The sequence below is a fragment of the Streptomyces sp. NPDC006309 genome (assembly GCF_040613095.1).
Lineage (GTDB): Bacteria > Actinomycetota > Actinomycetes > Streptomycetales > Streptomycetaceae > Streptomyces.
Map to the genome: position 1 here is coordinate 91,937 of NZ_JBEXRO010000023.1, position 14,466 is coordinate 106,402.

General features: G+C 71.5%; 8 protein-coding genes and 3 pseudogenes. 5 read left to right on the forward strand and 6 right to left on the reverse strand.

Annotation, left to right across the window (positions count from 1 at the left end):
- Nucleotides 1-271: 271 nt before the first annotated feature.
- On the forward strand, nt 272-427 hold the full coding sequence (locus ABZ117_RS26365) for a DUF6131 family protein (protein WP_356824272.1): 156 nt from the start codon (nt 272-274) through the stop codon (nt 425-427).
- Between the two features lie 116 nt (nt 428-543).
- Here ABZ117_RS26365 and ABZ117_RS26370 read toward each other — a convergent pair.
- The 5 genes and pseudogenes from ABZ117_RS26370 to ABZ117_RS26390 form a co-directional block, all read right to left on the reverse strand.
- Nucleotides 544-1,116: pseudogene (locus tag ABZ117_RS26370) on the reverse strand (IS21 family transposase); the annotation flags it as partial.
- Between the two features lie 642 nt (nt 1,117-1,758).
- Nucleotides 1,759-3,042 (reverse strand): iron uptake transporter deferrochelatase/peroxidase subunit, encoded by a 1,284-nt coding sequence (efeB, locus tag ABZ117_RS26375; protein ID WP_356824273.1) that lies wholly within the window; start codon nt 3,040-3,042, stop codon nt 1,759-1,761.
- A gap of 53 nt (nt 3,043-3,095) precedes the next feature.
- The gene (gene efeU, locus ABZ117_RS26380; RefSeq protein ID WP_356824274.1) at nt 3,096-5,126 is read right to left on the reverse strand and encodes an iron uptake transporter permease EfeU; all 2,031 of its coding nucleotides are present in this window, start codon (nt 5,124-5,126) and stop codon (nt 3,096-3,098) included.
- 1,201 nt (nt 5,127-6,327) lie between these two features.
- A complete protein-coding gene (locus tag ABZ117_RS26385) occupies nt 6,328-7,281 on the reverse strand; it encodes a lysylphosphatidylglycerol synthase transmembrane domain-containing protein (RefSeq protein ID WP_356824275.1) in 954 nt (317 codons plus the stop codon).
- On the reverse strand, nt 7,278-8,801 hold the full coding sequence (locus tag ABZ117_RS26390) for a hypothetical protein (protein ID WP_356824276.1): 1,524 nt from the start codon (nt 8,799-8,801) through the stop codon (nt 7,278-7,280). The genes ABZ117_RS26385 and ABZ117_RS26390 overlap by 4 nt, the downstream gene beginning before the upstream one ends.
- 120 nt (nt 8,802-8,921) lie before the next feature.
- Between ABZ117_RS26390 and ABZ117_RS26395 the strand changes: the two genes are divergently transcribed.
- The 4 genes and pseudogenes from ABZ117_RS26395 to ABZ117_RS26410 all read left to right on the forward strand — a co-directional run.
- On the forward strand, nt 8,922-9,305 hold the full coding sequence (locus ABZ117_RS26395) for a BlaI/MecI/CopY family transcriptional regulator (protein ID WP_356824277.1): 384 nt from the start codon (nt 8,922-8,924) through the stop codon (nt 9,303-9,305).
- Nucleotides 9,302-10,210: a M48 family metalloprotease gene (locus ABZ117_RS26400; RefSeq protein ID WP_356824278.1), complete on the forward strand. Its 909-nt coding sequence runs from the start codon at nt 9,302-9,304 to the stop codon at nt 10,208-10,210. The genes ABZ117_RS26395 and ABZ117_RS26400 overlap by 4 nt, the downstream gene beginning before the upstream one ends.
- A 199-nt stretch (nt 10,211-10,409) precedes the next feature.
- Nucleotides 10,410-10,639, forward strand: a pseudogene (locus tag ABZ117_RS26405) (DedA family protein); the annotation flags it as partial.
- Nucleotides 10,635-10,799, forward strand: a pseudogene (locus tag ABZ117_RS26410) (DNA-binding response regulator); the annotation flags it as partial. The pseudogenes ABZ117_RS26405 and ABZ117_RS26410, both read left to right, overlap by 5 nt.
- Before the next feature lie 157 nt (nt 10,800-10,956).
- Here the strand turns inward: ABZ117_RS26410 and ABZ117_RS26415 are convergent.
- Nucleotides 10,957-13,806 (reverse strand): lectin, encoded by a 2,850-nt coding sequence (locus tag ABZ117_RS26415; RefSeq protein WP_356824279.1) that lies wholly within the window; start codon nt 13,804-13,806, stop codon nt 10,957-10,959.
- Nucleotides 13,807-14,466 lie beyond the last annotated feature (660 nt).

The following is a 14,466-nucleotide window of genomic DNA, read 5'->3' on the forward strand; positions in this document are numbered from 1 at the left end:
GGTGATCGGGGCACCGCGGGCCTGCCATAACCGCAGCCATACAGCCACGGCACTCCTGCTTCTCACCGTGTGCGGTGTTCCTGCGTCGGTGGCTGTGTGCCTGGGCTGGCCCCGGGAGTCCGTCGACGCTCGCTCACCCGGGCGGTTGTCCTTCCTTCACGGGTCACCCCGGCATCGCGCACGCAGATTCAACGTGTTGAGGGGCTTACAGTCGCGCTGGCGGGGCATATGCCGAAGTGAGCCGTTGGCTCGGTGAGGTTGGAGGGACATCATGATCGCTCTCGGCGTCCTGCTTCTCATCCTTGGCTTCCTCTTCCACATCGGAATCCTGTGGACGGTCGGGGTCATCGTTCTGGTCATCGGTGCCATCCTGTGGGTCCTGGGATCGGTGGGGCACGCCGTCGGGGGCCGACGCCACTACTGGTGACCGCGGGGAGGACCGCTCCAACGACCCGCGCCGCGGCCCCCTCGTCGGCCCTGCGCTGCCCGCCCGCCGGCCAGTGGCGGCAGCAGGGGACTGACGGCCGCGGTGAGCCGCCACTGGAGGTTGCCGCCAAAGGCGACCAGGCAGTCCTTGCCGACCGGCCGCAGATGCCGTTCGGCCACCAGACACGGACTCGGCGGCAGCGGCTTGAGAGTCGCTTGGTCGCGGGCCGCCCACTCGCCGATGACTTCCCGGTGCGTCTTGTGAATCCGGGCCCGCCGCTGAGGCACCCAGGCTGTGAAGGCGGCGTCCTTCTCTGCGACGGAGGAGAAGGCCCGTCCAGACAGACAGGACGTGATCGCGGACGATCAGGACCTGCCGTCCGACCCGGCCCTTGCCCGTGGGCCGGAGGCGGCCAACACGTCGATGTCGAAGTCGTAGTGGCCGGCGAAGCCGACCGCCTCCGGATGCAGCGGGACCGCCTCGCCGGGGCAACGTGCCGACGCACGACGGTCTTAGTGCGGTCGTGGACGACCGTCATCGGCACCCCCTTTGATGTGCGTAAACGCCCGCCGGTGGCAGTCGAAGAAGGTCCGCAGGTCCTGGCTGGTGATGAAGCAACAGAACGGATCGCGGCAGTACGACAGCGTCATGTGGCAGGAGTAGACCTTGGGGGCGCCCATGTGGGGGACGTCCAGATGTACGCCGGCACCTGGAAGCGAAAGTCCGCGCCCGGAGCGGTCCTCAGTCCCCTCTCAGGAGCCCCGTGACAGGCTCGGACTCTGCCCAGCAGGGGTGACCGCTCCGATGACGAGGACCGCCACCATGACCAACACTCGACCCAGGCGCGAATCGATGCCCGGCACGGTAACTGCGGAGGTCGGGGCCGGCAGCACCACCGCAACGGCCAGCCCTCTGCTGCGCCCCGGGCACCATTGCCTCCAGCATGCTCACCGCACCCATCTCCGGATACATCGATATCCGCGCGGACTTCCTGCGGGCGACCTCAGCACGGACCGGTGCGCGTTCCCAGCCCCGGTATCAGCCGCCCCGACGACCGTCTCATCGGAACAGAGCGGCCATGTCCATGCAACAGCATGATCGTTGTGAGCACGCTCTGCTCGCAGCACGAGGCCGGTGTACGAGCCCGCCGGCACTTCGCCGCCAGCTTGCTGCACTGCTGGGACTATCCGACGAACGTGCGATGCGTTCGACAGTCAAGAAGACAACAGCCCAGGCACCGTGGCCGGTCCTCACGTCGTCGCCCTTGGAGTGACGACCGACCGTGATACTCATCTTCGCCGGAGAGCTGGCCTGCGTCGGTCGGTACGAGCTCAGGTCGCGAGCAGTCCGCGACCGAGCCAGTCCTTGCTGTCCCGTACCCCGGGCAGGACGAAGAAGTAGCCGCCGCCGGTGGGCGAGACATAGTCGATGAGGGGCTCGTCGATCAGTCGGGTTTGAACGGCTTCGAACTGCCGCCTGACGTCCTGCTGGTAGCAGCAGAACACCAGGCCCATGTCGAGGTTTCCGACGTTGTCCATGCCGCGGTCGTAGTTGTAGCCGCGGCGCAGGATGCGGGAGTTGTCGGTGGCGGCGGTGCGGGGATTCGCCATCCGGATGTGCGAGTCCAGCGGGATCGCCGTGCCGTGCGGGTCCTTGGCGTAGTTCGGGGTGTCGGTCTCCCTGGCGCCGTCGAGCGGAGCGCCGGTGTCCTTTCGGCGGCCGAACATCTTCTCCTGCTCGGCGAGCGAGACCCGGTCCCAGAACTCCACCAGCATGCGGATGATGCGGATCACCTGGTAGCTGCCGCCGCTGGCCCAGGCGGGCTCGCCGGCGCCGTCGCCGACCCAGATGAGGCGGTTGGTCTCGCGGGCGGAGGTGACGTCGGGGTTGGCGATGCCGTCCTTGAAGCCGAGCAGGTTGCGTTGGGCGCCGGTGGGGCGGGGCGCGTTCTGGAAGCCGTCGATGCGCCACTTGATCTGCATGGCGCCGCGGGTGTGCCTGGCGATGTCGCGCAGGGCGTGCAGGACGGTGTCCCGGCTGCCCCCGCAGATCTGCAGGGACAGGTCACCGTGGCACTCGGCGGGGTCGAGGCTGTCGTTGGGGAAGATCCGCATAGCCGTCAGGCGGCGGGGCCTGGCCTTGGCGAGGCCGTAGCGGTCGTCGAAGAGGGAGGCGCCGACGCCGAGGGTGACGGTGAGGCCGTCGGCAGGGACAGCCGGGCCGAGGATGCCGTTGTCGGACGGCGGCGCGCCGACGCCGAGGTCGGTCGGGGTGCCGCCGGAGGTGAGGAAGCGGGCCCGGCTGGTGATCGTTCTCAACAGCTCGGTCAGTTCCCTGCGGTCGTCCGCGATGACGTTGAACGAGACGAAGGCGGCGGCTGCGGGGGCCGGGGTGAGGATGCCGGCCTGATGGGTGCCGTGGAAGGGGACCCTCGCTGCGTTCTCCGTCCGTGGCGCGGCCTGTGCGGTGCCGCCTGTACGCTCTGCGAGCGTGAGGCCGCCGCCGGCCAGGACCGCTCCGGCGGCCCCGGCGCCGAGAGCCGTCCTCACGAAGGAGCGGCGGCCGGCGCCGGCGGGGCAGCCGGCAAGCGGGGCGGCGGATTCGGTGGACGGCATGGAAGCGTTCCCTTCGCTGCGCACGGGGTCGTCGCGGTGGTGTTCGGTGGTCATCAGGCGGATCTCCGGATCTCCAGCAGGTCCGGGATGGGCGCGAGGTCCTCCAGGAGCTGGCCGGTGGCTCCGTTCACGCGGGTCCGGGTGGCGGAGTCGAGACGGCTGACGGGAGTCCAGGAACCGCCGTGGTGGGCCGCGTCGAGGAGCTTTTGCAGACGGGCGATGTCCGCGTCGACCGTCGGCAGCATGTGCGGGCTGCGGGTGGTCAGCAGCGGCCTGAGCACGGTGAGCAGCTCGCGGGTGCCGACGAGGTTGGCGTCCGTGGTGGCGAGGGTGGTGCCGCTGCCCTCGTCGGTGTCGCCTGTCAGCTCGAGTTGCAGGGTGTTCTCCAGGATCTCGTGGGCGCGCTGCGGCAGGTCGCCGGGCTCGAAGTTCTGGTGCGGGAACGCGGTGCGCAGCCCAGCGGCGTCGGCTGCCAACTGCTCGGCCGGGCCGGTGAGCGAGCTCGCCGACTCGCCGTGCCACAAGCCGTACTCGATGCGGAGGAAGCCGGTGAAGTCCTTGTCGTGCACGCCACCGGCCAGGCCGTCGGCCCTGCCGTTGATCCTCTGGTCGAAGTCCTCGAAGGTGCCGTAGGCGGCACCGAGCGAAGCGTAGGTACGGTGGGCAGTGAGCCAGTCGGTGCGTGCCCTGCCCAGGTGACCGCCCCTGGTATCGGCAGCGAGCTTACGCGTCTGGGTGACCAGGGTTGCCAGGCCCTGGTTGACGTACGCCTTGTACTGCTTGAGAGGTGCGGCGAGATCGCCCTCGGAAACGGGGACGACCGCCTTGCCACTTCCGCCGCCCGTGACGTGGACGGCCTCGGAGGTGACCGCCGTGCCGCCGCTGGGCACGCAGCGCCAGGCGTAGGTGCCGCCGGCGACCGTGACGACCAGGGGACGGGTGGTGCCGGGGGCCAGGCCCTCGATCTCTCCGAAGACCGCGTTCGTGGCCGGATCGACGAGGTACACCTCGGAGGTCTTGTCACCGGTGTTACGCATCTGGAAGGTGTGCCGGCCGGGCTTCGGCATGGTGAAGCCCTTACCGCACTCCCTCTCCGAGACGGCGACGGTCTGGCCGTCGGCGGGCTTGGGGCGGCCGAAGGTGACGGCGAGGCCCGCGATCACGGTGGGGACGGTGACGACGGCCGCGGGGACCACCCAGGCGGGGCGGCGGCGTGCCGGCGGGGCGGCGTCCCGCGCGGGCACCGTCTTCTCCGGCCTGCCCCCCGGCGCCGATGCGCGCACACCGCGCAGGAACAGGACCATCACCACCGTGAGGTAGCCGGCGTAGCCGACTACCTGGAGCCAGGTCATGGTCGGCGTCAGATTGAACACGCCTTGGACCAGGGTGCTGTACCAGGAGCCGGCGTCGATGCTGCCGCTCAGGTCGACGGCGTAGGCCGTCGTACCCGGGAGGACACCGCCCTCTTGGAGGTCGCGCAGGCCGTAGCCGAGGACTCCGGCGGCGATGACGATGAGGACGGCGCCGGTGGCGGTGAAGAACTTCGTCAGGTTGATCTTCAGCACCCGCCGGTACAAAGCCCAGCACAGGCCGGCCGCCAGCACCAGGCCGACCGCGGCACCCGTCAGCGGCCCGGCGGACTCGCCGGCTGCCCGGGCGGTGGTCCACAGGAACAGCGCGGTCTCCAGGCCCTCCCGGCCCACGGCGAGAAACGAGGTGACGATCAGGACACCCGCGCCCATGGTCAGCGCGCCGGCGATCTTCTGCTTGATCTCGCCGGACAGGCTGCGGGCCGAGCGGCGCATCCAGAACACCATCCCGGTGACGAACGCCACCGCGATCAGGCTGAGCGTGCCGCCGAACGACTCCTGAGCCGTCGCGGACAGGGACGCGGCGGTGAAGGTGAGAACCGCCCCGAAACTCATCGCGAGCGCGATCGCCGCGAGCACACCCGTCCACACCTGCGGCAGCCGGGAGCGGGCGTCGGCCCTCACGAGGGTGGCGACAAGGATGGAGACGATGAGTCCGGCTTCCAGTCCTTCCCGCAGTCCGATCAGGAAGCTCGGAAACGCGTCATCCCACATGCGGCCCTCCGTGACCTGCCTCGCCGTCGGCAGGTCCGATTAGCGTAGGCATGCCTAAGTTAGGCGACAGTCACCTCGACTACAAGTCAGTAGTCGCAGGGTGATGTGAAAGCAGTGCGGAAACAGACCCAGGCTGCCTCGCTCTCCCCGCGGGAGAGGTGCCCCACCGGTCAATGGGTAGCGATTCCGACACCGCGATGGCAGGCGGCGAGCCCGGCCACCGTGGTGGCGACGGAGAGAGCCACGCAGACGGCCAGGAGGAGGGCCGTGGCCTGCCGGCACGGTGCGACCAGGCGAACCAGCAGGGCGGCCACGCGCCGCGGGTGCGAGGCGAGGGCGGCCCGGTCCTGTGTCGTGGGCGTTAAAGCGGCCCGAGCGCGATGGACCGGGCGAGCGGCCGCCAGTCACCGGCTGCGGCTGCCTCGACGGCGGCACGCTCGACGGCGAACCGAACGCAGGAGCGGAGCGGGCGGAGCGGGCGAAGGCCGGGGTCGCAGTGGGCGGCAGGTTGGGCGGCTGCCAGGAATTGTGGTGGCCCCCACGGATGTGTGCCCCTGTGCGCGGACAGCGCCCGTGCGGCTGATCCCTTGGCTTCCCTGTTGGGCCGCGAGGCGCACCGCTCGCCCGGCCTGGTCCGCGAGATCGCCGTGGCGGGACATGAGATCGGCATCCACGGCTGGCTGCACCGCCCGCTGCTGCTGCGGGGCCCGCGCGCAGTGCGACGACCTCGCCCGCGACACCGTCGCCGACATCACGGGGCAGCAGCCGACGCTCTTCCGGCCCCCGTACGGCGTCATGTCGACCGCCGCCCCTCTGGCCGCCCACCGCCTCGCTCTCACCCCTGTCATGTGGACCTGCTGGGGCCAGGACTGGACCACCCGCGCCACACCTGAGTCCGTCCACCACGCCGTCACTCCGACCTGGACGGCGGCGGCACCATCCTGCCCCTCGACTCCGACTGCACGTCCGCCCCGGACGCCTGGCGACTCGGCCCTGGGCGCACTCCCCCGCATCCTCGACACGTGTGCACAACGGGGCTACGAGGTCGGCCGGTTGCGCGACCACGGACACCCAGCGTCTTCGCCCGTTTCGAACGCATCAACCATCGCTGCCGCCCCCAGCCTGTGGGCGGCAGCGACATCGAGCTGACCAGCGCCCCGGGGATCACCCGCCCACGGTCCGGACATCACCCGCAGAGGGATCACAGAACGGAGCGGCGGGCCAACAGCACGAGCACCAGCAGGCCGGGGAGCAGCGGCAGCCAGGCCGTCAGCATGCGGTAGCCGAAGACAGCCGAGAGGGCCGCGGGTCCGGGAGCCCCGGCCGCGGTGAGTGTCAGCACGAGCGCGGCGTCCAGCGAGCCCAGACCGCCCGGGGTGGGCAGCAGTACAGCGGCGCCGCCGGCGAGGAGGTACGCCAGCAGGACGTGACCGGCCGGCACGGGCACGTCCAGTGCCCTGACCACGGCGATCAGCACGGCGGCGTGCAGCAGGGCGAAACCCAGAGAGCCGCCCCACAACGCGCATGCCCTGGCCCGCCGGCCGTGCACCGCGCGCACGTCGACGAGGACCCGGCGGACCGCGCGCCCCACACTGCGGCGCGCCGACCGGCTCAGTGCCACGGCGGTGGCGACCACGGCGATACAGCCGACCACCGAGAGCACGACGCAGGCGCGGGGGACGGCCGGCGCGAGACGCGGGGTCCCGGGCGAGGCCAGGAGCAGTACGACGGCCAGCGCGAAGCGGACCAGCCCCCCGACGGCGGACTTGACCGCGAGCGCGGTCGCCGAGCGCGCGGTGGACAGGCCGCAGCGGGTGAGGAACCGCAGGTTGACCGCGCTCGCGCCGACCCCGGCGGGCAGCACGTGGTTGGCCGCGCACGCCGCGAACTGTGCCGCCACCAGTCGCCCGGCGGGCAGCCGTTCGGCCACCGCTCCCTGCTGGGCGACGGCCGCGCACACCCAGGTCGCCAGAGCGGCCGCGCAGGCCGCAAGCAGCCAGGCGCGATCGGCGACGGCAAGCCTGTCGGCACCGGCGTCCACCGCGTGCCGGTGTGCGGCGAGCATCCAGACTGCCGCCACCGCCACGACCGCGGTGACGGCGAGCTGCCAGGGGCGGCCAAGGCCGCGGGAGAGCGGAGCGCCGGTGACGGTCACTGCCGCTCTCCCGGCGCCGGGGCGGGTGCGACGTACACGCGCAGGCCGGCCACCTCGTGCGGAGTCCACGAGCGCGCGTAGCCGGGCGGGCTGCCGCCCGGTGCCACGAGAGTGGCGGCGGGCATGTGGCGGACGGCCCGCCGGACGCCGGCCGACGTGGTGTTGGCGTCGTGGCCACCGGTCGCCGCGGACGAGCAGCCCGCGTAGTAGGCGATCGGTACGTCATTCTCTCCGGTGACCAGACAGGGCGGGCGCACGCCCAGTCGGTGCAGCCCGGCGGCGACGGCGGCCCACTCGCGGTGAGCGGCGGTGGTGCGCCGCACGGTGTGCTCCAGCACCGCGAACTGCACGGCCAGATGCGCGGCGAGGGCGAGGGTCAGCAGCGCCGCGGTCAGCGGCCGACGGATCCGTCCGGGTACCCGAACCAGGTGCACCAGAAGATCGGCGACCGGGACGGCGAGCAGCGCGTAGGCGGGCAGCAGGAAGCGGGGTGCCGCGTAGCCGATGAGGAAGAGGTAGGGGAAGGCCGCGGAGGCGGCGCAGGCCAGCGGTACCAGCGTGGCGACGGGCCGCCGAGCACGGATCGCGACCGCGGCCGCGAGGACGGCGAGCAACGGCAGGACGTACCACCACAGAGTCACGGGCGGAGAGGGCGCGGCACCGGTGCACGGGCGGCAGAGCGTACGTCCGCCCAGGGCGCGCAGTTGGTCCGCAACGGCGGTGTTCCAGCCGAGGCCGCCCTGGATGCGGGACGCGTCGGACAGGCGTTGCGCCAGACCGCCGTAGGAGACGTATGCCTCGATCACCCACTCGGCCCCTCCGGCGACCAGGCCGCCGGCCAGCGCCGCCGGCAGCGCGGGCCGCCGCCATCGCCGTGCGCCCACCAGCAGGGCGAACAGGGGCAGCGTCGCCCATACCCCGTCCGTGGGGCGCATCCAGGCCATCAGGGCGGCGCTCAGGCCCACGCCCCACAGGGCCGCGCGGTCGGAGCGGTTCGCCTGGGCGCGCAGGAAGCAGCCCGTGCCGGCCAGTGCTCCGACGGCGACCCAGTAGTTGGGCATGGCCTGAGGACCGTAGAACAGCGTCACCCACAAGGTGGCGAACAGAGCGCCCGCGGCCGCGAGCACCCGGGCGGGGAAGACACCGCGCCAGGCGCGGAGCGCGAGGAAGAGGGCGAGTCCGGACAGGACGGCCAGGTAGATCCGCAGGAGCTCGGTGGACGACGACCAGGCGGCGACCGGCGCCACCAGCAGCGGGACGCCGCGGGCGCGCGGGGCGCTGAAGAACGCGGCCGGGGCGTGGGAGGCGACCTGGCTGACGTAGACCGACTCGTCCCAGCCGAGGCCCATTCCCGGTCGTACGAGGAGGAGTTGGGCCAGAGTGAAGGCGCCGGCCACGACCGCGAGCGCCACCTCGCCGCGGGACCGGGGGGCGAAGCGAGCGGCCGTCGGCGGGTCGGGCCTGCGCGGACCGGTCGGCTTTGCCGACGCGCTGTCCGTGACCTGCGGGCCGTCTCTCATCAATCACCCCTTACTCGTGCCCGTAGGGCCAGATTAACCCTACAACTTGTAGGGTTTGCGCCAAGGGCGACGCCTCGGGACCGGGACCGCCATACCCCTACAAGCTGTAAGGTCTCAGTCATGGCTGGTACGGGCCCGCGGGGCGGAGCCGAACGGCGTAGCGCCGGCGAACTGGAGAGCGAGGTGCTCGCGGCCCTGTGGGCGGCGGACCGGGCGCTGACTCCGGCGGAGATTCAGGCCGAGATCGGTGGCGGTCTCGCCTACAACACCGTGCACACGATCCTCAGACGCCTGTACGACAAGGGGCTCACCCTGCGGGACGCGGACGGACGGCGCGGCGCGTACCGGCCCGCGAAGAACGCCGCGGAGCTGACCGCCGAGGCCATGCACGAGGCCCTCGACCGGGGCCCGGACCCCATCGCCGCGCTCCAGCAGTTCGTCACCGGGCTGAGCCCGGAGGAGGAGTGCGCGCTGCGCGACCTGCTGGGGGGTGGCGAGCGGTGAGGTTCGACGTCTACACACCGTTCCTGCTGTCCCTGCTGCTCGCCGCTGTGAGCCCCCGGGCCGGCCGCCGGGTGGCACCGGCGCTCGCCGCCCGCGTCCTGGCCGGCGCCGCCGTCGTGAGCGCGGCGGCGACCACCTGGTCCCTGCTCCTGCTGGCCGCCACCCTCGTCGGCACTGCTGCCCCGGTGGTCGCGGATGCCCGCGAGGACGGCCGCCCGCTTCCCGAGCCGGTCCCGGAGGCCGTCGCGTTGGCCGCCTGCGTACTGCTCCTCTTCCTGGCCCACCGGTTCATCGGAGCCGCCCGCGCCGAGTACCTCACCCGCCGGGCCCTGCGCCTCCTGTGCGAGGGGCAGCCGCAGGACACCGAGCTGATCGTGGCCGCCTCGCCCGTCGCCGAGGCATTCGCCATCCCGGGAAGCGCGGGCTCGCCGGGCCGAATACTGGTCACCAGCACGATGCTCGGCGCCCTCTCGCCCGAGGAGCGTCGCGTCCTCCTCGCCCACGAACGGGCCCACCTGACCCACCGCCACGCACGCCTGTGCGCCGCCGTGACGCTGGCCGGCGCGGTCAACCCGCTCCTCGGCCCGGTCCGGCACGCGGTCGTCTTCCTCGTGGAACGCTGGGCCGACGAGCGAGCGGCCGCGGTCGTCGGCGACCGTGTCTGCACCGCCCGGGCTCTCGCGCGGGCAGCGCTCACGGCCGGGCGCCGGGAGCCGTCCCGCGGACTCGGTTTCACCGACCGCGCGGTCACCCGCCGTATCGCCGCTCTCCAGATCGCCCCGCCGCCACGGCTGTGGCTACTGGCGGCACCCATTCCGGCTCTGGGCGCCCTCACCGCGCTGGGTGCCGCCGGTGCCACCGGCGACCTGTTCCGGCTGCTGGAACCCATCCTCGCCCGAGGGTGATCACCCGGCGGACAGGCCCCTCGTGGCCGGCCACCGCTCCGAGGCGGTCATGGACCTTCCTCGCCCTGGGCGACCTTGATCTCGTGGTGGAAGTCGACGACGCCGGCTGTTCCGGCGGCGACGGACAGGACCGTGCAGGCCACGAGGAGGAACACGGTACGGCGGGTGGTGCGCGAGCGCTTCGCAGCTCGCCGTCAATGTGCTGGACGCCCGGTCGCTGCTGTCCGCGTTCGGCCTGCTGGGCGTGGGCGTGGTGCTGTTCGCCGAGACCGGGCTGCTGATCGGCTTCTTCCTTCCGGGCGACTCGCTGCTGCGCACAGCCGGCCTGCTGTGCACCGGCACCGCCGACACGGCCTGAAGCTGTCGCTCGCCCCGCTCCTGATCGCCGCGGCGGTGGGCGCGCTGGCGGGCGCGGAGTGCGGATATCTCACCCTACGAGGCCTTCGACGCCGTGCCCGCGCCGGACGGCGCCACCGCCGTGCGGCCGGCCACCCCCGGCATCTCCGCCGCCGTGCTCGACATCGGGCTGCCCGACGCCGACGGGCGGGACGTGTGCCAGGCGATGCGCGCGAACGGCTTCCTCCTGCCGGCGTGGCGGGCGCATTCGGCCGGGTCCGCTCCGGAGTACGGCTCACCGAGCGGACCAGGGTGGGGAAACTGCCCCCTGGCGACAGCGTGCCTGCGTCGACCCGCACAGACGGCGGGTCCGCCCGGTGAGTGGACCGGACGGACCCGCGGGTGGGAGGTCAGTGCCGCACGGCGGGTGCCTGCGCGGCTGGTGCGGCCCGGCTTCCGGCTGCCGCCGCGGCGGCCGGCAGTGTCCAGTCCTGGGCACCCGTGCCGTTGCAGGTGTAGATCTGCAATTGAGTGCCGGTGACAGTGGAGGAGTGTGGGACGTCCAGGCATTTCCCGGAACCGGGGTTCACCAACGAACCGCTGGTGCCCTGCTTCCACTGCTGGGCGCCGGTGCCGTTGCAGCGATAGAGCTGGACCAGTGTGCCGTCGGCGGTGCCGCTGTTGCTGACATCCACACATTTGCCCAGCACGCGGAGTGTGTTGTCCGCGGCGACCGTCACGTCCTGGGCGTAGGTCTGGTTGCAGCCCCAGGTCTGGATGTGCGCGCCGTCCCCGGTGCCCGAGTCGGCGACATCGAGGCAGAGCTTCTCGCTGCTGCCCGCGACGCCCGAAACGACCGGGCCGACTCGGGGTGCCGGCGGGGCCGCCACGCCGCCGGCGTACGAGGGCGGAGCGGCGGCGCTGCCGGAGGCCCAGCCGGTGTTCGGGGCGGTGCCGAGCGTGTAGGTGAGAGTGCCGCCCGAGGTGAGGGCCGCGGTGGGGGCGTAGGCGTTGTTCCAGGTATCCGCGTTCCACGACGCGGACTGGACGTACGGCGCGTCGTCGGCGGCACCGTTCCCGTTGATGGTCAGCGCCTTGCCGGAGGGCAGGGTCACGACGGCTTGCGGGAAGACAGGGGAGCCGAGAGCGAGGTCGGCCGTGCCCGGGGTCTGCGGGAACATGCCGAGCGCGGACCACACGTACCAGGCGCTCATCGCGCCGAGGTCATCGTTGCCGTCGGCGAGTCCACTCGGGGTGTTGGACCAAATCTGGTTCTGGATCGCGCGGACCACGCCCTGCGTCCTGTAGGGCGCTCCGGTGTAGTCGTACTCCCACGGCAGTTCGATGCTGGGCTCGTTGCCCACCCAGGCGTAGCCCTTGTCGCCGGTGAAGCTGCGCAGCACGGTGTCGAGGTAGTGGTTCATGGCGGTGTTGCCGCCCTTGGCCCGGGCGAGTCCGGCGATGTTGAACGGGATCATGCCCGTGTAGATCCACGAGTCGCCTTCGACCATGTCCGTGCCACTTGTGGGATCGAATCCACCGGTCCACGATCCGTTGGCATTGCGCGGCTCGACGAAGCCGGAAGCGGGATTGAGGACGTTGCGCCAGTTCTGTGCCCGGGCGGCGTACGTCTTCTGACCGGCGCTGTCACCGAGGGCGCCGGCCAGAGCGGAGAGGGCGAAGTCAGCGGTGTTGTACTCCAAGGTGGTGGCGGCCGGCCCGTAGAAGTTGCAGCAACCGTAGGTGCCGTCGTGCGGCATCCAGCCCGGAGTGTTCAGGTAGTTCAGGCCTGGCCGGTCGTTGTTGGTCTGCGATGCCTGGGCGACGAGTCCCTTGAGCGTCTCGGCGGTGTCGAACTGGCGGGCGCCGAAGGCGTAGTAGTCGGCGATGATGGCGGCTGCGGGGTCGCCGACCATCACGTAGGACTCGCCGTTGTACTCCGACCATTTGGGGAAGAGGCCGGTCTGGCGGTAGTCGTCGAGCATCGACTGCGCTGTGTCAGAGGCCACTTTCGGGTCGATGAGCGCCTCGAGCTGCGCCTGGGACCGGTAGATGTCCCACCCGGAATAGTTGCCGTAGACGGCCTGATGGCCGGAGTCGACGGTGTGCGTCCGGCCGTCGAACCCCGTGTACTGCCCGTTGGTGTCGCTGACGATGTTCGGGTGGAGCAGGGAATGGTACAGCGCCGTGTAGAACATCTGCTGGTGAACCGCGGTCCCGCCACCGATCTGGATCCTGCCCAGTTCGGCGTTCCACGCGTTCTGGGCGGCACTGCGGGTGGCGTCGAAGTCCCAGCCCGCGTTCTCCGCGGTGCGGTTGGCGGTGGCGTTGGCGACGGAGACGTAGCTGATGCCGACCTTCGCCTGCACGGTCGGGTGGGCGGTCGCGTCGAACGTCACGTAGCCGTTCTGAGCGGCGGCCCGGGGGGTCCCCGCCGCGGCTCCGGAACGGGATGTGCCGGGGGCGGTGGCCGGCTTGCCGTGCAGCACCGGCTTGTTGGGCTTTTCCGGGGCGTGTGGACCGGCACCGTGGACGGTTGGCCGGCGGAGCGTGGACGTGGCGGTGGGAGTGCCGCTGGTCCTGAACGGCTGGTCGAACACCATGTCGAAGTAGACGGTGTAGGTGTTTCCCGCCCCGCAGAAGCGGCCGCTGGTGACCTGTCCGCTGACCTCGGTGGGTGAGACGACGGTGAACTGGGTGTTGCCGGCGCCGTTCTGGCTGCCGGTGAGTTTGAAGACCAGATTGGCCTGGGTGGTCGAGGGGAACGTGAAGCGCGCCATGCCGCTGCGCTTGGTGGCGGTCAGTTCGGTGGTGACCTGGTTGTCCAGCGACACCTTGTAAGAGCCTGCGGTGGCACTCTCGTTGGCGTGCGAGAAGCTGTCGGTCGCCGAGGTACTGACCGCGCCGACGGTCGGGAGCACCGGAACGTCCCCGGCGGCGCCGCAGCCCGGCCCCGCGATGTGGGTGAGACTGAAGCCGGTGATCGACTTGTCGTTGTACTCGTAACCGCCGCCCGGGGGCCGCGACGGGGTGTCCGGGCTCCACTGCACCATGCCGAACGGGACGTCGGCACCGGGGAAGTCGTTGGCCTCGTTCGACGTCCCGATGAAGGGGTTGACGAGAGTGGCGGGGGCGGTCACCAGGGTCGCGGAGGCGGGGGACGCCGCAGCCGCGGGCGCGACGAGGGCCGTCGCCGCGAGAGTCGTCGCCGCCAGCAGCCCGGTGGCCAGGGCCGCGGGTGGGCGGGAGGTGAGTCTCATGTCCGTCATGCTCCTTGTGCTCGTGTCCGCCTGGTCCCGGAGACCGGCGGGCAGCGTGCGGGACAGGACCGCGCGACGTCTCTGACAACGTTGTCTACCGATGCGCGAACTTGGTGCGAGGACGGAGGGGTTGGGGGGGTCTGCGCACGGCGGAGCGGTCGGAGATGCCGGAGCGGGGCGCGTGCTCCCCGGGAACGTAGAGCGACAATCAGGTTCACGTCAAGAGTACGGGGGTTCATCGCGGTGACGTGAGTCGTCGCGGTAGCGCTGTCCGTTGCGGTGGCACCGGTCGGCACTCAGACCGGGCAAGCCGACCCGGACGCCTGGTACGCAGCGGCCGACAGCAACGTTCCCATCGTCACCCTGGCCTCGGTGGGCCGGCGGGCCATGGTCGGTGCGGGCTCGGTGCGACTCATCAGGGCGGAGGAACCGTGGACCGCCGCCTGACTCGCCGACCAGGGTTCGGCACGGGACGTGCTGGTGAACGGCTGTACGACTTCGCCGATTCCACCCGCAACTCGTGCCGTTCAGTGACTGGTACACCGTCACCACCGCCGCGCAGTGCGCTTCCGGGATCGCCAAGGTGCCAGCCGTCTCCGGCATCTCCCTGGCCGACAGCGTCGAGGTCACCCAGTACACCGACAACAGCGGCACCACCGA

Bases quoted from the DNA above. Each gene is read 5' to 3' on its own strand.
- ABZ117_RS26365 (WP_356824272.1), top strand. From the start codon at position 272: ATGATCGCTCTCGGCGTCCTGCTTCTCATCCTTGGCTTCCTCTTCCAC.
- efeB (WP_356824273.1), bottom strand. From the start codon at position 3,042: ATGCCGTCCACCGAATCCGCCGCCCCGCTTGCCGGCTGCCCCGCCGGC.
- efeU (WP_356824274.1), bottom strand. From the start codon at position 5,126: ATGTGGGATGACGCGTTTCCGAGCTTCCTGATCGGACTGCGGGAAGGA.
- ABZ117_RS26390 (WP_356824276.1), bottom strand. From the start codon at position 8,801: ATGAGAGACGGCCCGCAGGTCACGGACAGCGCGTCGGCAAAGCCGACC.
- ABZ117_RS26395 (WP_356824277.1), top strand. From the start codon at position 8,922: ATGGCTGGTACGGGCCCGCGGGGCGGAGCCGAACGGCGTAGCGCCGGC.
- ABZ117_RS26415 (WP_356824279.1), bottom strand. From the start codon at position 13,806: ATGAGACTCACCTCCCGCCCACCCGCGGCCCTGGCCACCGGGCTGCTG.